This is a genomic window from Nocardia sp. NPDC004123, from assembly GCF_053603795.1.
Genome location: NZ_JBSGGG010000012.1, coordinates 127,035 through 148,684 on the forward strand (window position 1 = coordinate 127,035; position 21,650 = coordinate 148,684).

The following is a 21,650-nucleotide window of genomic DNA, read 5'->3' on the forward strand; positions in this document are numbered from 1 at the left end:
TCGGTTCCTACTCGCCCTCGGCGCCGAACTTGGCCTTCAGCTCAGCGGCCGCGTCGGAGTTCTCGGCCTCGAGCTTCTGGATGTACGCCACCGCGTCGCCAACGGTCTTCAGGCTCGCCAGGTCCTCGTCGGGGATCTTGACGCCGTACTTGTCCTCGGTCTGGACGGCGATCTCGACCATCGACAGCGAGTCGATGTCCAGGTCGTCGACGAAGGACTTCTCGATGGTCACCTCGGAGGGCTCGATACCGGTCACCTCTTCGATGATCTTCCCGAGCTCTTCGACGATCTGTTCCTGGGTCAGAGCGGCCACTGTGGTGGCTCCCTTCTTATTTCCTGTAGAGGGTGGATTTTCAATTGTTTGCGACCCGGTTGCTCCATCGCCGTTGATAGGAGCGGGCCGCGAGCCAAGCTAGCTTGCCGCGGTGAGTTCGGCGAGCGCGGGGAGGTCCGCGGGTGTCTTCAGCGCCAGATTCGGGGTGCCCTTGAGCTCCCGCTTGGCGATGCCGACCAGGGTGCCCGCCGGCGGCAACTCTGCCACCGCGGAAACCCCTGCCGCACGGATCGTTTCAGTGCACAGATCCCAGCGCACGGGGCGCGTGACCTGGGCAGCGAGCTTGTCGACCGCGTCCTGGCCGGAGCTGACCGGCTGCCCGTCGAAGTTCGACAGCAGGGTCCGGACCGGCGCGCTGGGCGCGATCTTGGCAATGGCCTCCGCGACCGCGTCCTGGGCCGGAGCCATGAACGCGGTGTGGAAGGCGCCGGCGACCGGCAGTGCACGGACGCGGGCCTTTTCGGGCGGGTTCGCGGCAAGGGCTTCGAGCGCCTCGAGCTTACCCGCGGCCACGATCTGACCCACCGCATTGCGGTTGGCCGGAATCAGACCGAGTTCATCGAGACGAGCGAGCACCTCCGCTTCGTCCCCACCGAGCACCGCGGACATACCGGTCGGCTCGAGTGCGCAAGCTTTGGCCATTTCCGCTCCGCGGATGGCGGCCAGGACCACCGCGTCGTCGGCGGAGATGACTCCGGCGACGGCAGCGGCGGCGAATTCGCCGACCGAGTGTCCGGCGACGACTGTATCCGCGGGAAGCGAATCCCGCGGGATTTCCGCGAAAGCCATGAGGGCAGCCGCGACGACGAGCGGCTGGGTGACGGCCGTGTCGACGATTTCATCGGCGGTCGCAGTCGTGCCCAACCGCAGCAAGTCCAGCCCCGAGGCCTTCGACCACAGCGCGATACGGTCCGCAGCGCCGGGAAGATCGAGCCAAGGGGTGAGCATGCCGGGAGTCTGAGAGCCCTGTCCAGGGGCGAGCAATGCGATCACGACTCAAGAAAACACTGTGAGGCCGCTCTCACGAGATGTCGGCGCGAATGAAGCTTGCTTGGCAGTTTTGTGAGGAGTCCACAAAAGACCACGTGGGCTGTCGGGATCGCCCGATGCTCGAATCTCGTTACACCCCATCCTTAGGATCTGTGATGGGAGTCACATCGGTGGCAGGAGTAGGTGATTCGTTACGAGTTCGTGTCAGCCGACCTACTGTGGCCGCGATACGTAACACATAGGCATCACGCGGGTTCATCGGATCCCGGCCCGTGATGTCGGCGATTCGCTTGAGTCGATAGCGCACCGTATTTGGATGAACGAACAGCTGGCGGGCGCAGGTCTCGACGGCTCCACCGCAATCCAGATAGGCATCCAGCGTGTCCGATAGATCGGCGCTGGCGGCGGCCAACGGTAGCACGAGGTGCTCGTTCAGGGCGTCTATGGCCGCGCGGTCGCCGAGCAGGGCGCGTTCGGGCAGGAGCTCGGAGGCGTGCACCGGGCGTGGCGCACCCCGCCAGCCCACCACGGCCTCCATGCCGGCCATCGCCTCCACCGAGCTGACGTGCGCGGCGGACAGTGCCCGCATGGTCGGGCCGATCACCACCGGGCCCTCGGAGAAGGCCTCGGCGAGCAGGTCGGCCAGGAACTGCGACGGATACATCGGGTCGCCGAGATGTCCGCTGACTACCATCACCAGCCGCGAACCCTGCACCACGGCGAGCGCGTTGCGGCCGTGCCGGCCGGCCACACTATGTACGGAACTGACAACAGCCACCTGATCCTTGGGGGGAGTACCCACAAGGACCGTCGCCGGGGCGGTCGCATCCCAATTGAGAGTGGCCGCACGGGAGAGCATCTCGGGGCCGGTGTCGCCGCGCACCACGGCATCGACGACCAGGGCCTCCAATCGGGTGTCCCACGCGCCGCGCGACTCCGCGGCCGAGGCGTACACCGAGGCGGCGGCGAAGCCGAGCTCCCGCCCGTACCGCAGCACCGCCTCGGTGAGCGCCACCAGCTGACGGTCGTTGCGCGCCAGGGCCGGCAGCCACTGCTCGAAGAACTCCATGGCCACCCGGACCATGTCGACGGTCTGGCGCAGCGTCAGCCGCCGCGCCAGATCGTCCGGAATCACTTGGAAGGCATCGAGACTGAAGCGGATATCCGACTCCGGGTCCTGCAGCCACTCCAGGAAGTTCACCACCGCCGTCTGCACCAGCATCTGGACGCCGGCCCGCTGGGCGGCATCCAGATTGGCGAAGAACGGCAACCGATCCTGCATCGAGGCCACGGCCTCGGTGGACAGGCGACCGGAGAACTGCTTGACCCGTTTCAGGAGGGTGTCCGGAAGCGGGTCGCGCGTCTGCCGATTCGGGGAGAGCGCGCCGGTCGGGAGATAGACCTCGTGGGATGAGGTGCCCTCTTCGTTGATCCGGCGCGGCCTCGGCGGTTTACGTTCCACGGTATTTATGTTCGGTTATGCGTCGCCGCCTTCGGTACCGGGTGCCGCCTTCGGCGCGGCGTTCACGTCGTCGATGGCGTAGCGGCGTGCCGCCTCGGCCACCGTGGCGGGTGAAATCCGGCCCTGAGCAGCGAGACCCTGCAGCGCGGCGACCACGATGGACGCGGCATCCACATTGAAGACGCGGCGCGCTGCCGGGCGGGTGTCGGAGAAACCGAAACCATCCGTACCGAGGGTGATGTATTCGGCCGGCACCCACTGGCGGATCTGGTCGGGCACCGCGCGCATCCAGTCGGAGGCGGCGACGACCGGGCCCTGCGCCTTGGACAGCACCTCGGTGATGTAGGGCAGGCCCGGATCCTGGTCGGGGTGACGGAGTTTGGCGATCTCCTTCGCGAGGGCCTCCTTGCGGAGCTCACCCCACGAGGTCACCGAGTAGACATCGGCCTGCACACCCCACTCCTGGGCCAGCATCTCCTGTGCGCGCATGCCGTCGGGCATGGTGACGCCCGCGACCAGGATGTTGGCGCGCAGGTCGCCGGCGCCGCCGGGACGGTACAGGTAGATGCCCTTGAGCAGACCCGCTACATCCAGGTTCTCCGGCTCGGCCGGCTGGACGTAGGGCTCGTTGTAGAGGGTGATGTAGTAGAAGACGTCCTCGCCGCCGAATTCGTGGTGCACCGAACGCGATTCGGGATCGGTGCCGGGCAGCGCCTCCTGGTATCCCTTGGCCGGGCCGCCGCCGTACATGCGGCGCATGCCGTCGCGCACGATGTGGGCGATCTCGAAGGAGAAGGCCGGATCGTAGGCGACACAGGCCGGGTTGGTGGACGCCAGCAGCAGCGAGTGACCGTCGTTGTGCTGCAGGCCCTCACCGGTGAGCGTGGTTCGCCCGGCGGTAGCTCCGAGCACGAAGCCGCGCGCCATCTGATCCGCCGCCGCCCACAGGCCGTCACCCGTGCGCTGGAAGCCGAACATCGAATAGAAGATGTAGAGCGGGATCATCGGCTCGCCGTGGGTGGCGTAGGAGGTGCCGACCGCGGTGAAGCTCGCGGTGGAACCGGCCTCGTTGATGCCCTCGTGCAGGATCTGGCCGACGCTCGACTCTTTGTAGGCAAGCATCAAATCCGCGTCGACCGATGTGTACAACTGGCCGTTGCGGTTGTAGATCTTCAACGAGGGGAACCACGAGTCCATACCGAAGGTGCGGGCCTCGTCGGGGATGATCGGGACGATGCGCTTGCCGATCTCCTTGTCGCGCAACAGCTCCTTCATCAGGCGCACGAACGCCATGGTGGTGGCCACCGACTGCTTGCCCGAACCCTTGCGGACCGAACGGTAGGCCTCGTCGCCGGGCAGTTGCAGCGGCTTTGCCAGCGTGCGGCGCTCGGGGACGAAACCGCCCAGCTGCTTGCGGCGATCCATCATGTACTGGATCTCGGGCGCGTCCTGGCCGGGGTGGTAGTACGGCGGCAGGTACGGATTGGCCTCGAGCTCGGCGTCGGTGATCGGAATGCGCTGCACGTCGCGGAACGCCTTCAGATCGTCGAGGGTCATCTTCTTCATCTGGTGCGTGGCATTGCGGGCCTCGAAGTGCTTGCCCAGGCCGTAGCCCTTGATGGTCTTGGCCAGGATGACCGTCGGCTGACCCTTGTGCGCCATGGCCGCGGCGTAGGCGGCATAGATCTTGCGGTAGTCGTGGCCGCCGCGCTTGAGGTTCCAGACCTCGGCGTCCGACAGGCCCTTGACCAGTTCCTTGGTGCGCGGGTCGCGGCCGAAGAAATGCTCGCGCACGTAGGCGCCGTCATTGGCCTTGTAGGTCTGGTAGTCGCCGTCGGGCGTGCTGTTCATCAGGTTCACCAGCGCGCCGTCGCGGTCGGCCTGCAGCAGGGCGTCCCACTCCCGGCCCCAGACCACCTTGATGACATTCCAGCCGGCGCCGCGGAAGAACGACTCCAGCTCCTGAATGATCTTGCCGTTGCCGCGAACCGGGCCGTCGAGGCGCTGCAGGTTGCAGTTGATGACGAAGGTCAGGTTGTCCAGGCCCTCGTTGGCGGCCACCTGGATCAGGCCGCGCGACTCCGGCTCGTCCATCTCGCCGTCGCCGAGGAACGCCCAGACGTGCTGGTCCGCGGTGTCCTTGAGGCCGCGGTCGTGCAGGTAGTGGTTGAAGCGGGCCTGGTAGATGGCGTTCATCGGGCCCAGACCCATTGACACCGTGGGGAATTCCCAGAAGTCCGGCATCAGGCGCGGGTGCGGGTAGGACGACAGGCCGTGGCCCGGGCCGCCGTGGCTGTACTCCTGGCGGAAGCCGTCCATCTGGTCCGTGGTGAGGCGGCCTTCGAGGAAAGCGCGGGCATAGATGCCGGGGGAGGCGTGGCCCTGGATGAACACCTGGTCGCCGCCGCCCGCGTGGTCCTTGCCGCGGAAGAAGTGGTTGAAACCGACCTCGTAGAGCGCCGCCGAGGACGCGTAGGTCGAAATGTGGCCGCCCACACCGATTCCCGGCCGCTGGGCGCGGTGCACCATGACCGCGGCGTTCCAGCGGATGTAGGCGCGGAAGCGGCGCTCCACCTCCTCGTCGCCGGGGAACCACGGCTCGTTCTCGGTGGGGATGGTGTTGACGTAGTCGGTGGAGGTCAGCGCGGGGATGGCGACATGGCGCTCACCGGCGCGTTCGAGCAGGCGCAGCATGAGGTAGCGGGCGCGGCCGGGGCCCTCGCGGGTGAGCATTTCGTCGAAGGAGTCGAGCCATTCACTGGTCTCCTCCGGGTCGATGTCCGGCAGGTATGACGCCACCCCCTCGCGAATCACTCGAACCCGGCCTCCCGCCGGGGATTTGCGTGCCGATCCATTGGTGGAATTCGACGAAGTCGGGTGCATCAAGTCGGTCAAGACGTTTGCTCCTCGTACACATGGGGTGGGACATCTGGTGTGGCGTCAATACCCCGGATATCCGCTGGTGGGCGGCATACCCGTAACGATTGGTCTGGGGCGCATCTCACATCCTTGCCGATGATGCGGCCCAGGTCATCATGTCAGCCGGAAATCCAGTACGGTTGCGCAGGGAATCGCGCCGCTCGCGACGCCATCCGACACCGCCGGGCTGGATCGGGGAGGAACCAAGTGAAGCTGCTGAACCCGCGGGGGTTCGGACTGGTGTGCGCGTCCGCGGCGGTGGCGGGGGGATTGGTACTGGCCGGGTGCGCGAACACGGTCGAGGGTACTCCGACGGCGAATCAGGTTCAGGTGACGTCGTACAAGGCCGAGGCCGCGTCGTCCTCGGCCGCCGCCGCCTCCTCGAAGGCGGCCGCGGCGACCGCCAAGGCGACCGCCGACAACTGCGATCCGTTCCGCAAGATCACCGGGACCGCTGTCGATCGCTACAACGAGTTCGTCGACGCGCACGACGGGAGCGCGGCCGACCAGATCGCCAAACGCGACACGGCGGCGTCCGCGCTCGAGGACGCCGCGAAGACGGTCGAGACTCAGGTGGGTGCGTCCGGCGCGGACCTGCAGGCGGATCTGGGGCAGAAGTTCACCGACTACGTGACCGCGGCGCGGTCGCTGGCCGCAGAGGTGCGGAAGATGACGACCAGCTCGTCGGTGTCGCCGCTGAACGACGCGAGTCGCAAGGTCAACGACGCTCTGACCGCGGTCCGGAACGCCTGCCCGGCCAAGTGAATCGGGCCGTTCAGATGGTGTGAAACCGGGCTGTCCAATGGATCTCAACGGTCTCACATACGACATTTAGGGTGCGATTTCGGCCGATCGGCTTGCGCTGGGGGCTTTTACCATGTTCGCTTGCAACTACCTATTGTCGGGAGTTGAGGAGGACACCACCGTGGTCGCCGCGGCGGACGCGCAGAACTACGCTCAGAAGCTTGGCATTTCACACGACATGGTGGTTCAGGAACTGGGCTGGGACGAAGATACCGACGACGCGCTTCGCGCCGAGATCGAGGAAGCCACCGGTTCCGAGCTGCTCGACGAAGACACCGACGAGGTGGTCGACGTCGTGCTGCTGTGGTGGCGTGAGGGTGACGGTGACCTGGTGGACGAGCTGCTGAACGTGATCACCCCGCTAGCCGACGACGGCGTCGTCTGGGTGCTCACCCCCAAGACCGGTCAACCCGGCCATGTCGATCCGAGCGAAATCGGCGAGTCGGCGACCCCCGCCGGCCTCACCGCGACCACCCCGGTCTCCCTGGGCACCTGGACGGGCACCAAACTCACCCAGCCCAAGACACCTTCCAAGCAGCGCTGAGGCCTCCACTAAGGTTTCAGGTAAGCCGAGTGACAACGGTGGATTCCGCGTGTCTCCACGCCGCGTCGCTCGGTGCTGCGCTCAGTACATGAGGATGGAGGGGAAGGTATGCCGCTCGAGGTCGGTTCGGTCGCACCGGACTTCACGCTGAAGGACCAGAACAATCAGGAAGTCACGCTGTCGAGCTTCCGCGGCGAGAAGAACGTCCTGATCGTCTTCTACCCCCTGGCCTTCACCGGTATCTGCCAGGGCGAACTCTGCAAGGTCCGGGACGAACTCCCCAAGTTCCAGAACGACAACGCCGAGATCCTCGCCATCTCCGTGGGCCCCCCGCCCACCCACAAGATCTGGGCAGCCGAACAGGGCTACACCTTCCCCCTCCTCTCCGACTTCTGGCCGCACGGCGCCGTGGCCCAGACCTACGGCGTCTTCAACGAGAAATCCGGCTACCCCAACCGCGGCACCTTCGTCGTCGACAAGGACGGCATCGTCCGCTTCGCCGAGATGAACGGCCCCGGCGAGCCCCGTGACCAGCACGCTTGGGAAAAAGCCCTCGCCACACTAGATTCATAACCCGTTGCCCGGACATCCACATCCGGCGCACCGATCCGACCCCGGGCCCCGCCCGGGCAGTTGGGGCGTATAGCTCAGCGGTAGAGCACTGGTTTTACACACCAGCGGTCGGGGGTTCGATCCCCTCTGCGCCCACCGAGAACCGGCAGGTCCCACCCGGTATCTGCCGGTTTCTTCTTGCCCCACATCCCATTTCATGGGGCATTCGTGGGGCAGATGACGTTCGCTCGGTGCTCGCTGAACTCTGCACCGTCGCAGCCGGATCGGTCTGGGGTGAGGCATCATCGCGACTTCGTCGGTGTGGCTGGTTATCGTGAGGTATGGCTACTCCCGTGCCGCTCCCACAGCCTCCGCAGATTTCTGCCGGGGACCCTGAAACGCTACGGGTTGCCCTACGCCCCGCGTTGCGCGACGAGCTCGATGCGGAGTGGGTGCAGGTGCTGGATCGGGCGAAGCAGTCACATTCGCTCAGGGAGATCCACGATCTGCTGAACAAGTGGCAGCACGCCGCTGTGATGGAGTTACGCGATCTTGGCTCGTATCAGCAACTGTTGGAGAAGGCTGCGCAGATCGAAGCGGCAGGTGGTCGGACCACTACCGTCTCGATCGAGGACATGCGCGCCCAGATCCAGCAGCGCCTGTAAGCCGGCTGAGGCTCGCCGACTTGTATCGAATCATTCCGGATCTGGCGACAGCTGAACAAGTCGCGGCTCTTTCGGTCGATGCGCTGCTGGACTACGCCCAGGTGGTCGCTGTCCTGGGGGCCTCCCCGTGGGCGGGTTCCCCGCAGAATGATCCCCATCCCGATTGGGCCGTGCGTCGTTGGGCATTCGGTCCGGGAATGGCTGTGCAGGTCATCTATCTTGTGATCGAAGGTCAACGGCGAAGTGCATCTGCTCCTGGTTCAATGGCTCGGTTCATGAGTTAAAGAGGCAGGCCGCTGAATCCGCGCGTGGACCACGCGAACTTGATTTCGGGGGAGGGCAATGAAATCTGGAGATATCTGCTCGAGAGCCTTACAAACGCGCCTCAAGATCAACTAGTATAAGAGTTAACAGCAATAAGGAGGGATAGGGAAGGTATGTCGATTCAAAAGGTTTCCATCTTGAAGAATCAGGTATACAAGATTCTTAGGCTCGAAGAAGGGCACTTCCTGGATCTAAAATCGATCGACATTGCGCCTGGAAAATTAACGAAATCGATCGCAGCTTTCGCAAACGCAGACGGTGGTGAACTATACATCGGCATTGACGAAGCTCCGCACGGTAGCGACCACTCCTGGCGCGGATTTTCGAACGCTGAAGCCGCTAATGGCCATATCCAAGCCTTCGAAGAATTTTTCCCGCTGGGTGGGGATTTTCTCTACGAGTTTATGCAGTGCGACAGCCAGCACGGACTAATTTTGCACTTGATTATCCAGAAAACCAAAGAAATCAAGTATGCCAGCGACGGAAAAGCTTATGTGCGCCGCGGTAGTCAGAGCCTTCCTGTAGGGGCCGATGGGATTGAGCGTCTTCGTCGAAACAAAGGAATTACCTCTTTCGAATCGGAAGTTGTTCAAGTCCCGATTGACATCATTACGAATTCGCTTACCGTCATCGATTTTATGCTTAACTGTATTCCCGCAGGTGAGCCTGAGGCATGGCTCAGGAAGCAGATGATGATCATCGGTGATAGACCGACCGTGGCGGGTGTGCTTCTCTACTCAGACGAACCGCAAGCGGCACTACCAAAACGTTGCGCCATCAAGATCTACCGGTACAAAACATCTGATGCCGAAGGGGCGCGTGAGAATCTCGCGTTCGATCCGCTGACCGTCGAAGGCTCGCTTTACGAGCAGATCAAGACCGCGGTTGCTAGAACTGCAAAGCTGATTGAAGGAATAAAGATCCTCGGTCCTAACGGTCTTTCTTCTATTACGTATCCGTTTGAGACGCTGCACGAGATTATTACGAATGCGGTAATTCACAGAGACTACGGTACCGCTGATGATGTCCATGTAAGGATATTCGATAACCGGGTTGAGGTTGAAAGTCCTGGTCGCCTGCCTGCGCATATCACTACGCAGAATATTCTAAAGGAGAGATTTTCGCGAAATGGAGCGGTTGTTCGTCTGATCAACAAGTTCCCGGATCCTCCAAACAAGGATGTAGGCGAGGGTCTTGTAACTGCATTTGCGGCAATGAAGAAACTGAAGCTAAAGGATCCGATAATTGAGGAGCGCGACAATTCTGTCCTCGTTAATATTCGCCACGAGCGGCTGGGGTCGCCTGAAGAGATAATCATGCAGTATCTTGACGGTCATGACGAAATCAACAATCGTACAGTTCGGACACTAACTGGGATCGGTTCAGAAAATAAGGTGAAGACGATATTTATTAGGCTTATAGATGCTGGCCAAATTGAACGGGTGCCGGGGAAGTTTGGTAGTGCATCCGCGTACAGGAGAGTCGAGAGGTAAATGTGGGGGATCCTCATATGCCTAAGAAGACCCCTCGAAAGAGGGCAAGGGCTCGGCAAAGCTCTCGGGATACGATGCCGTCGAAAAGGATCTTGCTCTACCACGATATGGCGGTCTACGAGAACTTTGAGCGTTGCACCCGCCGTATCTTCGAAGTTCTGAAGAGAACGCAACGACAGTTTCCTGGGCAACCACGACACCTCCTGCTGCGTGTGCAGGGGCACCGGAACGCCGCCGGTGGGTTCGACCGCGATGCCTTTGAGCTGATGCGCCACTTTATCCCTGAGGACCTGATGCCGTATCTGACCGAGCTGACGATGCCGCTCATTGGCATCAGGAACCCTGAACAACAGCGAAACGACATCCCAGACGAACTTCGGATTGTCTATCCGCAAGGGCGTGAGGGCTTCTGGTATGACGTCGATCTGCTTCCGCTGCGTCGGCGTGAGATCGCCACCGAGCGAAGATCTCCGCCGACACTCGAAGCTATCGCGGACTATCTCGGGATGGACCCAACCTGCCTGGTTTGTTGGGGCACCCCTGCCGAGCGTGCGCATGCCGTGCCGGCTTCGCTGGGAGGTTCGATGGATGTCCGTAACTTTGCGTTGCTTTGTGCCGAGCACCACCGGCAAGCCCCAGATATCGCAGACGCCGAAGCTTTCTGGGCGTGGGTGGACTACGCAGAAATTCGTGATTCGGGAAGCAAGTGGGTCGGTGCGACCGATGAGATTAAGGACTGGATCCGTGCACGCGGTGGCCGAACCGAGCCGAAAAGTCGCGGCGAACTGCAGTTTCTGGCCGCTGTTAGATTCGAGCTCAAGTATCTCTATGGCTGGTCCGACGTCGACTTCGCAAGCACTTCTTGGGAATTGCTTGAGGAATTTCATCAGGTGTTAGACACGGCTACTAGCAAACATTTCGGAGTGGACAAGAAGGTTTCAACCTATGCTTGGGCCTACCACATCGCCAAAAGGAGACTCGCCAAGCGAAATGAGAGTTTCGGCCCGATCCCGGCCGACCACCCTTGGACCGGAGTGTGGCCTGTGCCGTGATGGCCGAGCAGTGACCGCGATCCTGAGAGCCACCCTCGGCTAGTTAGTGCTGTGGCCGTATTTGCTTTCGATAGCCTGCTAACTGCACTGTCCTGGAGGGTTTTACACACCAGCGGTCGGGGGTTCGATCCCCTCTGCGCCCACTCTATTTGTGCAGGTCAATCGGCCTACAGCTTGCCCCATGATCAGCGGCGAATTCGTCGTCCTCGAAGTGCCGTTCGGGGCTCGGGCCGGGCTTGGGCAGCTTGATATCCACGCACGGGTATTCGTGGATCAAGTTGGCCTTTCGGGCCGATTTCATTGAGCCACTGAGTAGGTCGGTAGCACTTGTCGACAGTTGTGGGTGCCAGCGGCCCGGAATCTTGCGGAGGTTCATCTCGCTACGGCGTTGCCGCGGCGATGGCGACACGTCAACGGCGTTGCCCACCAGGGTACTCGGATCGCGTCAGCCTTCGGGGCCGAAGCGGACGTTCTCGTCGCGGCGTGCTGGCTTCATGACATCGGATACGCACCGTCGTTGGCTACCACAGGGTTTCACCCACTGGATGGGGCGGTGTTCCTGCGTGACCGCGGCGGTTATCGCCGCGGCCAGCGCCATTGCCGAACTGTGGCGATACCTGGTCCGTGCGACCCGGCTCGATGTTTTCGATCAGCCCGCTGATGCGTACGTGGTGGTTGGCAATCTCCTGGCCTCGGCCCGCGGTGCGACGCAGACGTTCGTCCAGCTTCGTGACTGGGCCCTTCAACAGCCCGGCCTTCTGGAGGTTGATCGGTACAAGTCACGGTTGTTGAGCGGCGCCGGCTACGACGAGACTCATCGAAGCATCTTGGTGTCAGGTGCGGATGTTGCGTTCAGGGAGTGCGCCACCTCTGGTGGCGTGTTCGCACGACCGGGCGCGCTCAGTGCGGGAGGCAAGTCGGGTGCGACCGTGGCGGTTTCGAGCACGCGAGTTTCAGCACCAGACGGATGCGCAGCGCGGCACTGCCGGTGTGTCGAGGTTGGGGACCACAACAGTGGGTGGCCATTTCGTCGCGCACGGCGCGAAGGAGGGCGATATCCCTTTCTTCGGCATGTGATTCAGCGGATGCCGGGCGTGCGCGGGTCCGGACCGAGGCAGGCCTGAATGACGCAGCCCGGCGCGGTATCCGCGAACGGCGGTGCCAACGGGTAGTTCAGGCAGCTGAAGACATTGCAGCCCGGATATGCCGCGGGCCCGACGCCGAAGACCGCGATCAGCAGATTCGTATCCACGTTCGAATCCGCGCGCGGCGGCGGTTCGACATACGGACCGGGATCGGGCACCAGATGGTCTTGGAATGCCGCGAACAATCTGCGGAAGAATTCGTGCGCCAGCTCCGTGGTGTCCTCCAGGGCCTCCTCGATGCCCTGGTTGCTGACACTTCCGAAGAGTCCGGTCCACATCACCGTCAAATCCAGACTCGGCACGATGAAGATGTTCTGCATGCCGCCTCCGACCATGAAATACACGTCAGCGGGCTGGAAGTTCTGGGACTCTTCGCATCCGAGGCCGATCCAGAGCAGGTAGCCAAAGCACTTGTTCGCTGGTGACGGTTGGCGTGCCATGCGCAGATAGGTCTCGGAGACGAGTTGCTGTGTGCCCCAGCGCCCGTTATTGCTCACCAGCAGACCGAGCTTCGCGAAATCGTTCGGCGGGATCATCAGATGGGCATAACCGTAGGTGTGCCCGGCGCGGTCGCGCGCCCAGTAATAATCACCGCGTTCGATACCGAGCGGATCGAACAGCTCACGCTGCGCGAACTGCTGAAATGGCTCGCCGATGGCCAACTCGATGACATAGGCGAGCAGATCGACATCGCGCTCGCTGTAGCTGTATACCGCACCCGGCGGATTGTCCAACGGCACCCCGAGCGCCTGCACGGCACCATTCGGATCGATCGGAATCACCCCGGTGACACCCTCGGTAAGTATATCCGCCGCCAGGCCGGACGATTCGGTCAGCAGATTCTCCACGGTGATCGACCGATGCTGCTCATCACCCAGTCCGGGCGGCAGATACCGATCGATCGGCGCCTCGAGATCGAGTTTCCCTTGATCCCAGGCTATTCCGGCGAGCAGGGAGACAACGCTCTTCGTCGCACTCCAGATATTCCACGCGACATTGCCGGTCTCGTCGTTCGTCGGCCCCTCACCGATCAGGCAGTTGTGCCGGAACACCTGCACATTCAACCGATTACGCCCACTGGCGAACGTCAAGGCGTCCGCGAGCAGTCCCGAATCCAGTCCAACCTGTTCCGGAGCCGCCCGTTCCGGGTCCCGCCCGGACGACACCTCACAAGACAGCTGCTCGGCGGGCGCGGCCTGCACACCCCCGGCGAAAACGCTCCCAGCGACCATCGATATCGCCGCAATTCCGGCCAGGAATCTGTAGATGCGACCCATAGCTGGAGGCTATCGCGCCCGACGGCGCCGGAGGGGACAACAGGCTGAATAAGGTTCAGCCGAATGCAAACCGGGCGTACCGCTCAACGTCGAATATTCCAAGATTCCTCTTTGAGGACATCAGCGGCGTGTTCGTGCCGTGAACCCATCCTGCGCCCATGGCGAGGACCGTGAGTCCGGTCAGTACCGACGCTGTGGGCGGTGACGATCCGATGACCGCGCACCTCGCGGTGCCGCCTGAGGTATCGGGGCGTGTGCCATGACCGATCCGGTCACCCGCGACGCCGCCGACCATCCGCGGGCGGTGCGCTTCGGTTGGTGTCGGGGTCGATCTTCATGCACGTGTCCTGTTAGGCCGACACTCCGGACACCATGAACGCCCAGGATGGGGCTCCTTGGTAGGGGGGTGGACAGCTGGCAGCAGCGGTGTAAGGCTATTGATGAAGTGCCGATCATCCACCTGAGGGATCCAATACCCCTTGTTGGGGAGGCGGGATCAACCGCTTCGAGGCGAGCGACGATGGATAAGGACCTCGGCGCGAGCGCATTCGACCCCGGTGCCGCCCGCGCGACTGCAACGCAGACCGCGTTGAAGACTCTGGTTGCCCAGTTCGCCGAGGACTGGCACTCATCGAGCGAACCACCCGATCTGTCGATCCACCTGCCGGCCGAGCCCGCGCTGCGGCGGACCACGTTGATCGAACTGATCAAAGTGGATCTGCACGAACGGTGGCGGCGCAGCGACCACGCCCTGCGCCTTGCCGACTATCGCGAACAGTTCCCGGAACTGGGCACTGCCCCGCTACCGCCGGATCTCATCTATGAGGAGATCAGTGCCCGCAGCTGTCGCAACGACATCGACCTCACCGAGTACGAGCACGACTATCCGACCCAAATGGCCCGTATCACAGAGACTTTCGATGTCGGCGGCGTGCGCAGCACGCTGCTGGCCGACCCCACGGCAGTCGATGCTCTCGACTCCATCAATACGGGCACATCCCTCGACGATTTCGATCTGCTGCTGCCGCTGGGCCGCGGCGCGTTCGCGCGCGTATTCCTGGCTCGGCAGCGATCGCTGAGCCGACTGGTAGCTGTGAAGATCTCCCGCGACCGCGGCACCGAACCGCAGACGCTGGCCCAGCTCGACCACGACCATATCGTCCGCGTCTTCGATCAGCGTCAGATCACTGAACAGCATCTGAAGCTGATGTACATGCAGTTCGTGCCCGGCGGCACCCTCCTGGGCGTGCTGCGACTGTTGCGGCGCACCCCACCGGCCGAACGCAGCGGCAAGCTGCTGCTGGCGGCTATCGACGCCGCCACCACGACCACGGGCGTGCTCGCGCCGCAGCCCTCGCCCGCGCGCGCGGAACTGGAACAGCTCACCTGGCCGGAAACCGTGGCCTGGCTGGGCGCCCGGCTGGCCGCCGCGCTCGACTACGCCAATCGCCACGGTGTGCTGCACCGCGACATCAAACCCGCAAATGTGCTGTTGACCGCCGACGGTCAGCCCAAGCTGGCCGATTTCAACATCAGCTTCAGCCGGCATCTGCCCGGTGCGAACCCCGTCGCCTACTTCGGCGGCTCCCTGCGCTACATGTCCCCCGAGCAGCTCGAGGCCTGCCACCCCAACGTGGCCACCACTGCCGCCGATCTGGACACCCGCAGCGACCTCTACGCGCTGGCGGTGGTCCTGTGGGAACTGCTCACCGGACTGCGACCGTTCGACGACGTAGACGGGGCCGGCGAATCGGAGCAATCGCTGCAGGCGATGATCGATCGACGCCGCCGGCTCGTCGACGCGACTCTGGAGGCCGAGCTGCCCCCTGACTGCCCGGCCCTATTGCGTCACGCACTGCTCACCTGCCTTGCGCCCGACCCCGCCGACCGCTACCCCAGCGGTGCCGAACTGGCCCAGCGGCTCGAATTGAGCCAGGACCGGGCCGCCCGCGACCTGGTCGACCCGCCCGCACACAGCCTGCGGGCACGGCTGCGTATGCGGCCGATTCCGGTGGTGCTTCCGACAGGCATGTTCGGCCAGGTCGCGGCCGGACTGTACCTTTCGGCGCACAATGTGCGGCTGATCCAACTCGAACTGGGCTCCGAGGCTGCCGGGCGGCTGACCCACCTGGGTTACGTGGTGATCGCGATCTCCTATCCGGTCGCCATCGCCGGACTGCTGTACTGGTGCCGCAACGTCTTCCTAGTGCCCGACGGCCTGCGCCGCGGCAAACACTTCGACGAGACCACCCTCGCCCGTGCGCGTGCCGACGCCCTCGCCTGCGGCGACCGGATCGCGGCAGTCGCGTTCATCGGATGGATCCTGGCCATGGGCATCTTCCTGGTGAAACTGCTGTCACTGGGGCCGGTGCCGGGCGGGCTGCTGGCCAATCTGATCGCCTCGAGCCTCGTCGCAGCCACGGTAGCGGTCGTGTACACGTACTTTCCGGCCACCTTCTTCGTGCTGCGCTGGTACTACCCGGGTTTGGTCGCCGCCGGGCACTTGTCCCCCGACGACGCCACCCGGCTGCATCGGCTGATCCAACGCAGCCGTGTGTACCTCGGTGTGGCGGCATCGGTTCCGCTGTTGGGCGTGCCGTTAGGGCTGATGTTCTTGACTCCGCAACAGCAGCACACGGTGATCGGCTCGATGGTAGCCCTCTGTGTCGGTGGGCTTATCGCCTTCGCCGTCGCCCTGCGCACCTTCTACGCCCTGCAATCGGATCTGGCGGCCCTCAAGCGCATCGTGGATCCCCATTCTCACACCTGACCATGGACGGCCATACGACCGAGATCGGCTGATCTCGAGCCGCGGAGCCGAGATGACCATTACACCGGAACAGGTCCGGCGCGCTCGGCTCGGATAGGACCGAGCCCGCAGGCCGGTTGCGTGGGGATCCCGGCTGTGGGGCGCGTTCGACTTCCGGCCGAGATGATCTCGGCCGGTTGGTCTTCCGGCTTGCCACGCTGCCGTTCGAATCGCGCGGGTCGCGGCATTAGCGCGTACTCGAGTTCGCTGGAGCCAGCGGGGGCGATGTGGCCGGGGGATCGATCTCGGGGCGGCACCGGCGCCGTCTCGGACTCGAGCAGGCCGACCGGTTCGAGATCTCGTATGGCCGGTGTCCGCGCCTATGCTTATTGAGAGGTTTCTGTTGCCAGTGTGGGTGCCCGAATAGCGGGCTGGGTGTTTGCTGGTCGGGTGTCGGATTGAGGGTGTTCCCGGAAGGGAGGGGTCCTCAGCGATGGGCGCTTCGTTGGAGCCTGGGGGAGTATTCGCCGGCTATCGGATCCTGCGTCGGCTCGGTGCGGGTGGTATGGGCACGGTGTATCTGGCTGAGCATCCGAATCTGCCGCGCCTGGTCGCTCTGAAGGTGCTCAACCGTGCTCTGACCGATGACGAGGATGTGCGTGCCCGGTTCCTGCGAGAGGCCGATACCGCTGCCCGGCTGGATCATCGGAATATCGTCACCGTCTACGACCGCGGCAACGAGGGTGGTCAGCTGTGGATCGCGATGCAGTATGTCGACGGCAGCGACGTGGCCGAGCTGCTGCGGGATGGGGGGCTGCCGGTCGGGCGGGTGGTGTGGATCCTCACCGAGACCGCGGCTGCGCTCGATTACGCCCACGGGCACGGGGTGTTGCATCGTGACGTGAAGCCGGCCAACATCCTGTTGACCGACGCGTCGCGCGGTGAACCCGAGCGGGTGTTGCTCGCGGACTTCGGTATCGCCAAGGCTCTCGATGAAACCGGCGGTTTTACTCGCAGCGGCATGCTCCTGGCGAGTCTGCAGTACGCCGCGCCCGAACAATTCGATATCGGCACGACGATCGATCACCGTGTCGACGTGTACTCGCTGGGTGCGACTATGTACCGGATGCTCACCGGGGCGCTGCCGTATCCCGGGAGCACCCCCGCGCAGCTGATGTACGGGCATTTGAGCCTGCCGATCCCGAAGCCCAGCAGGCAGGGCGAAATGCGTGTGCCCGAAGGTTTCGATGCCATCGTCGAACGCGCCCTGGCCAAGGACCGTGACAGTCGATACTCCAGTTGTGGTGAGCTGGCCGCTGCCGCCAACGACACGCTGGCGGCGGCATCGAAGGAGCTCACCGCGACCGTCTCATCACGGACCGCACCGCCGAAATCCAAGATGGTGACCGAGGGCATCCCGGCAGTCGGAGTCGCCGAGTATGCGAGCACGACCGAGCCGGCGGTGGTGCCGGGGACTCCGGTCCGAAAGCGCCGCGTCCGCCGCCGGTTGCTTGCGGTTGCCGCCGCGGCGGTCGCGATCATCGCTGCGGTCGCTGTGGTCCTGATGTGGCCGAAACCGCCACCGCACGGCTCGCCGGCCTTCACTGTCAGCCCGGTCGCCGTCGGGAAGAACCCGCAGGGCGTAGCGGTCGATGCCACGACACACCACGTGTACGTCGCGAATACTTCCGGCGGTACCGTTTCCGTTATCGACGGCACCACCCTCGCTGTCACCGCCACCATCGAAAACATACCGAGCGCGCAGGGTGTGGCGGTCGACCCGCAAACCCGCACCGTGTACGTGACCGACTACGCCGACGCCGGCAAGGTGTTCATGATCGACGCGAACACCAACACCGTCACCGCGACCATCGCCGTCGGGGCCAACGCGGACGAGGTGGCGGTCGACCCCCGCAGCCATTTGGTGTATGTCACCAACGCCACCGTCGATCCGCTCGCGGAGGGCCAGGCCGGTAACGGTATACGCACTGGGTCGAAGCCGGGTTCGGTGTCGGTGATCGACCCCCGCGTCCGCGCCGTGACCGCCACCATCGGGGTGGGTATCCGGCCGATAGAGGTCGTGGTCGATGCCGATCGCTCGCGGCTCTACGTCGGCAACGATGGCGAAAACTCCGTGTCGGTGATCGACCTGTCGAACAACACCGTGGCCGCGACCGTCGCGGTGGGCCAGGGGCCATTTGGCCTCGCGCTCGACCATCGCTCCGGTACCCTCTACGTCGCGAACAACGTGGGTGACTCGATATGGACGATCGACACCCACACGAACCGGGCCACCGGCATCATTCCCGTCCACCGCCCGAGCATGATTGCCCTTGACCAGGATCGCCGCATCCTCTACGTCGGGGTGACGCCGATGAACGGCGACCCAACCACGCTCGACCTGACGCCGGTGGCGATCGACGTCGACACTCACAAGGTCACCCCCATCCCCGGGTCCGGCCGGACTACAGAGGGGGCCGCGGTGGACCCAGGTCTCGGCGCCGCCTACCTCGTCGACTTCGGCGACAGTGCGGTCTTCGTGGTCAGACCCTGACCGATTACCTTGCGGCCACAGGACACCCACGATGAACAATGAGCCAGAACGACCATCCCCACCAAGATCGAACTAGTCTGCGCATATGGCGCAAACCACTGTCCGGTGGCGACCTGGCGGATATGTGGACCTTCTGCGCAAGTACCGCGTATTCATCGACGGCAGCAAAGTGGGTCGCATCGGCCGTGGCGATCTTTCTTGCCTACTGGTTTTACACCAGCGGTCGGGGGGTTCGATCCCCTCTGCGCCCACCTTCGAAAGCGTCTCAGGTGATCGCTGTTCCCCTGCAGCGTCGCTGAGAACCCTTGCCCTGCAACAGGTTTTCCCTTCAGGGCGTCGGACCTGTCCCCGCGGAGCGCCGCGTCGTGGGCCGATGGCCCCTGGAATCTATTAGATCTGCTGCATTGCGAATTTCTTTCCACATAAGCGCGTGGATACATCTGCCGATTCTGATACCTCAAATCATCGACTACCGGTACCACACCCCGGAATTCCAATCGCCGTAGTCCCAGACGTTGAAATCGTAGCGATCATGCGCACCCGCGAACACGTAGCCCAACCAACCAGCCGATGTGTCACAGATTTCGTCGTCGTGGTTGCAGACGGTGAGCACCGGGATGTTGCCGAACCAATCGTCGACGCCGGCCAGTGGATAACCGATGAGCCAATTTCCGGGAGTTGAGGACAGTCCAGCCGAACCGGGTCCCGGAGCGCGTTTGGGATCCGATAGCAGGATGGCGTTCGCATTGCCGACATCTTGGTGGGCGGTGACCCAGGCGTGGAGTATGCCCGCGCCTTCGCTGTGCCCGATCAAGCGGATGTGATCGCGCGGACATTCAGTGCGGTGTGACCAGAAGAGCCGGTCGATTTCGTTCAATGCCAGCATCGGGAGGGCGGAGTTGTAGCCGACGGTCTGATCGACGTACGGAGCGAACACCGACGGGTCGCCTGAGCCGCCGATTCCGATGGCCCAGTCGCCGACGCAGCCGGCGGCCCGAGCCGTCGGGCTCGTTGCGTAGGTGATGGAAAAGAGGATGGCCAACAATAATGCGGCGAAGAGCGCCGTTGCTCTACGCATGATCGTACTTTCTTCTTTGTTCTTACTTCCGGGTGCGGCCCGGCCCGAGCAGGATGTGACCAGAAACTACTGGCGTTCTTGTCTGCTGGCGAAACGAATTACCTGGGCCCGGTTCACCTGGGCTGTAGCGAAACATCGGAGGCCATGTTTCTTTCACCTCGATGCGAGTAGTTTCCGGGCCGCCGCGTGACCAGTACGGCGCGTCCGCTTTCAGCTTACGCGAAATCGGGTTTCAACTGATTGGGCATTTGTCGAGCACCTGTACCCAGTGGTCGGCGAAATGTTTGCGCTCGATAGCTGCGGGGGCGATTCCGATCTCGACGTCGGGATCGAGGCCGAATCGGGATGTCTCTTGAACACGCATGTCTGCCAAGGTTTTTCGTGGGGCAATCTTCGGTCGGATACCGCTGCATGAAGCAGTCAGCGGGTCCAGCGGAGGACGTCGAGGGCTGCGCCGACGGCGATGGTGTTGGTTCCGAGGGGGCGGGGTAGGAGTTCCCCGGCTCGGGCCAGGCGGCGGACCACGGTGCTGCGGTGGGTGTACAGGCGGTCTGCGGTGCGGGCGATGCTGCACTGTTCTTCGATGTAGGTGGTGAGTGCTTCGACTATCTCAGGGTCGGCGCCGGCCAGCTCGCCCAGTGTGTCCGCGATGAATTCGTCGGCGCGGATGGGGTCGTTGGTGAGGACGGCGACCAGCTGGATGTCTTGATGTCGGGCGACTCTCCGGTGTGAGGTGAGGCGGGCGAGCATGCGCTGGGTTTCGAGGGCGTCGAGGTGGCTGCGGCGGAACCCGTCGAGGTCGGTGCCGGGCCGGCCGATGGCGATGCGGATGTCCGGTGCGGCATCGAGTCCTTCGATGATCGGGGCCAGTTCGGGTGCGGTGCCGACGGGCAGCCACAGCCACAGAGCCGCGGCGCCGGCCACGATCGTGAGCCGGTGCCCGGCACCGCTGATCCGCATGAGCAGTTCCGCGGCGGCCTCGAGCTGGTCGCTGACCGTGGAGGACGTGGCCCACAGGGTGGCGGCGGTGTGCGGTCCGGTCAGCCGGTAGCCCAGCTGGGCTTCCGCCTGGGCGAGCCGGATCGGCGCGCCTTCGAGCAGCAGTGACACGGTGGCACGGCGTTCGGCGTGGGTGCCCCGGGTGAGGTCCGCCTTCTCTGCCTTCAGCTGGTCGGTGACGGCGGCGATGGTGTCCTCGATGAAGGTCGAGATCGACAGTGAGGCGAGCCCCAGCAGTTCACGCAGCTGCCGGGGATCGTCGGTGAGCGCGAAACACACCTCCATGCAGCGGTTCCATATGACGCTGTAGGTGGTGCGATAGGCCTCGAGTGAGGCCTCGTCCAGTCCACGTCGCGCCAGATCCCTTGCTGTCGAGAGTGCTTCGGGTCCGAGGTTCGGCGGGACTCTGCGGCCGGGATGCTGCACATTGGACCAGGCCCAGTGCGCGATGTTCGCGACGTTGGCGCGCCGCACCGCGTCGGCGAGCGCGGGGTCGTCCGCGATTCGCTGCATACGCTCGCCCGCCAAGGATGCCTCGTGCAGGTCCTCGAGCCACTCCGCGGGCTGATTCAGCGCTATCTCCGCCGCCTGCCGGATGAGGGCGACGGTTTCCGGGCCGGGCTCGGGCCATCGCGCACCGCGTGCGTCATTTTGAACCACAATTCCAATATCGTGCGTCACTATGTTGTGGCGCAACTCTCCGGCGGTA

General features: G+C 63.7%; 15 protein-coding genes, 1 tRNA gene and 1 pseudogene. 10 read left to right on the forward strand and 7 right to left on the reverse strand.

Annotated features, from left to right (window positions below):
- Positions 1–7 precede the first annotated feature (7 nt).
- From acpM to aceE, 4 genes are all read right to left on the reverse strand, one after another.
- The gene (acpM, locus tag ACWEQQ_RS19075; RefSeq protein ID WP_033086997.1) at positions 8–313 is read right to left on the reverse strand and encodes a meromycolate extension acyl carrier protein AcpM; all 306 of its coding nucleotides are present in this window, start codon (positions 311–313) and stop codon (positions 8–10) included.
- Between the two features lie 99 nt (positions 314–412).
- Entirely contained in the window at positions 413–1,327 is a 915-nt protein-coding gene (locus tag ACWEQQ_RS19080; RefSeq protein WP_452339537.1) for an ACP S-malonyltransferase, read from the reverse strand.
- A 127-nt stretch (positions 1,328–1,454) separates the two neighbouring features.
- Positions 1,455–2,756, reverse strand: coding sequence for a PucR family transcriptional regulator (locus tag ACWEQQ_RS19085; RefSeq protein ID WP_379400047.1), 1,302 nt, complete (start codon positions 2,754–2,756; stop codon positions 1,455–1,457).
- A gap of 45 nt (positions 2,757–2,801) precedes the next feature.
- A complete protein-coding gene (gene aceE / locus ACWEQQ_RS19090; RefSeq protein ID WP_452349187.1) occupies positions 2,802–5,669 on the reverse strand; it encodes a pyruvate dehydrogenase (acetyl-transferring), homodimeric type in 2,868 nt (955 codons plus the stop codon).
- A gap of 243 nt (positions 5,670–5,912) precedes the next feature.
- Between aceE and ACWEQQ_RS19095 the strand changes: the two genes are divergently transcribed.
- The 8 genes and pseudogenes from ACWEQQ_RS19095 to ACWEQQ_RS19130 form a co-directional block, all read left to right on the forward strand.
- Positions 5,913–6,470, forward strand: coding sequence for a hypothetical protein (locus tag ACWEQQ_RS19095; protein ID WP_452339536.1), 558 nt, complete (start codon positions 5,913–5,915; stop codon positions 6,468–6,470).
- A 160-nt stretch (positions 6,471–6,630) separates the two neighbouring features.
- Complete coding sequence (locus ACWEQQ_RS19100) at positions 6,631–7,053, forward strand: DUF3052 domain-containing protein (protein WP_354838512.1); 423 nt, start codon at positions 6,631–6,633, stop codon at positions 7,051–7,053.
- A gap of 108 nt (positions 7,054–7,161) precedes the next feature.
- Positions 7,162–7,626, forward strand: coding sequence for a peroxiredoxin (locus ACWEQQ_RS19105; RefSeq protein ID WP_354838203.1), 465 nt, complete (start codon positions 7,162–7,164; stop codon positions 7,624–7,626).
- A 63-nt stretch (positions 7,627–7,689) separates the two neighbouring features.
- Positions 7,690–7,761 (forward strand) — tRNA-Val (locus ACWEQQ_RS19110).
- 185 nt (positions 7,762–7,946) lie between these two features.
- Positions 7,947–8,270 carry a DUF6247 family protein gene (locus ACWEQQ_RS19115; protein ID WP_452349101.1) on the forward strand — a complete coding sequence of 108 codons (324 nt, stop codon included), beginning with the start codon at positions 7,947–7,949 and terminating at the stop codon, positions 8,268–8,270.
- A 437-nt stretch (positions 8,271–8,707) separates the two neighbouring features.
- Positions 8,708–10,087 carry an ATP-binding protein gene (locus ACWEQQ_RS19120; protein ID WP_452349102.1) on the forward strand — a complete coding sequence of 460 codons (1,380 nt, stop codon included), beginning with the start codon at positions 8,708–8,710 and terminating at the stop codon, positions 10,085–10,087.
- Between the two features lie 92 nt (positions 10,088–10,179).
- Positions 10,180–11,139 carry an HNH endonuclease signature motif containing protein gene (locus ACWEQQ_RS19125; protein ID WP_452349103.1) on the forward strand — a complete coding sequence of 320 codons (960 nt, stop codon included), beginning with the start codon at positions 10,180–10,182 and terminating at the stop codon, positions 11,137–11,139.
- Between the two features lie 337 nt (positions 11,140–11,476).
- A pseudogene (locus tag ACWEQQ_RS19130) lies at positions 11,477–11,713 on the forward strand (HD domain-containing protein); the annotation flags it as partial.
- 504 nt (positions 11,714–12,217) lie between these two features.
- Here ACWEQQ_RS19130 and ACWEQQ_RS19135 read toward each other — a convergent pair.
- Positions 12,218–13,561, reverse strand: a complete 1,344-nt coding sequence (locus tag ACWEQQ_RS19135) for a serine hydrolase domain-containing protein (protein ID WP_452349104.1) — start codon at positions 13,559–13,561, stop codon at positions 12,218–12,220.
- Between the two features lie 520 nt (positions 13,562–14,081).
- On the opposite strand from ACWEQQ_RS19135, the gene ACWEQQ_RS19140 reads away from it, so the two are divergent.
- On the forward strand, positions 14,082–16,331 hold the full coding sequence (locus ACWEQQ_RS19140) for a serine/threonine-protein kinase (protein WP_452349105.1): 2,250 nt from the start codon (positions 14,082–14,084) through the stop codon (positions 16,329–16,331).
- A 472-nt stretch (positions 16,332–16,803) separates the two neighbouring features.
- The gene (locus ACWEQQ_RS19145) at positions 16,804–18,864 is read left to right on the forward strand and encodes a protein kinase domain-containing protein (protein WP_452349106.1); all 2,061 of its coding nucleotides are present in this window, start codon (positions 16,804–16,806) and stop codon (positions 18,862–18,864) included.
- A 469-nt stretch (positions 18,865–19,333) separates the two neighbouring features.
- Here ACWEQQ_RS19145 and ACWEQQ_RS19150 read toward each other — a convergent pair whose 3' ends face one another.
- Both ACWEQQ_RS19150 and ACWEQQ_RS19155 read right to left on the reverse strand, forming a co-directional pair.
- Complete coding sequence (locus ACWEQQ_RS19150) at positions 19,334–19,942, reverse strand: hypothetical protein (protein WP_452349107.1); 609 nt, start codon at positions 19,940–19,942, stop codon at positions 19,334–19,336.
- Between the two features lie 420 nt (positions 19,943–20,362).
- Positions 20,363–21,601, reverse strand: coding sequence for a PucR family transcriptional regulator (locus tag ACWEQQ_RS19155; protein ID WP_452349108.1), 1,239 nt, complete (start codon positions 21,599–21,601; stop codon positions 20,363–20,365).
- Positions 21,602–21,650: the final 49 nt, after the last annotated feature.

What these genes read in the sequence shown, in the direction of transcription:
- ACWEQQ_RS19135 (WP_452349104.1), bottom strand. Translation starts at nt 13,561, where the DNA reads ATGGGTCGCATCTACAGATTCCTGGCCGGAATTGCGGCGATATCGATG.
- aceE (WP_452349187.1), bottom strand. Translation starts at nt 5,669, where the DNA reads ATGCACCCGACTTCGTCGAATTCCACCAATGGATCGGCACGCAAATCC.
- ACWEQQ_RS19105 (WP_354838203.1), top strand. Translation starts at nt 7,162, where the DNA reads ATGCCGCTCGAGGTCGGTTCGGTCGCACCGGACTTCACGCTGAAGGAC.
- ACWEQQ_RS19140 (WP_452349105.1), top strand. Translation starts at nt 14,082, where the DNA reads ATGGATAAGGACCTCGGCGCGAGCGCATTCGACCCCGGTGCCGCCCGC.
- ACWEQQ_RS19150 (WP_452349107.1), bottom strand. Translation starts at nt 19,942, where the DNA reads ATGCGTAGAGCAACGGCGCTCTTCGCCGCATTATTGTTGGCCATCCTC.
- ACWEQQ_RS19115 (WP_452349101.1), top strand. Translation starts at nt 7,947, where the DNA reads ATGGCTACTCCCGTGCCGCTCCCACAGCCTCCGCAGATTTCTGCCGGG.
- ACWEQQ_RS19120 (WP_452349102.1), top strand. Translation starts at nt 8,708, where the DNA reads ATGTCGATTCAAAAGGTTTCCATCTTGAAGAATCAGGTATACAAGATT.
- ACWEQQ_RS19145 (WP_452349106.1), top strand. Translation starts at nt 16,804, where the DNA reads ATGGGCGCTTCGTTGGAGCCTGGGGGAGTATTCGCCGGCTATCGGATC.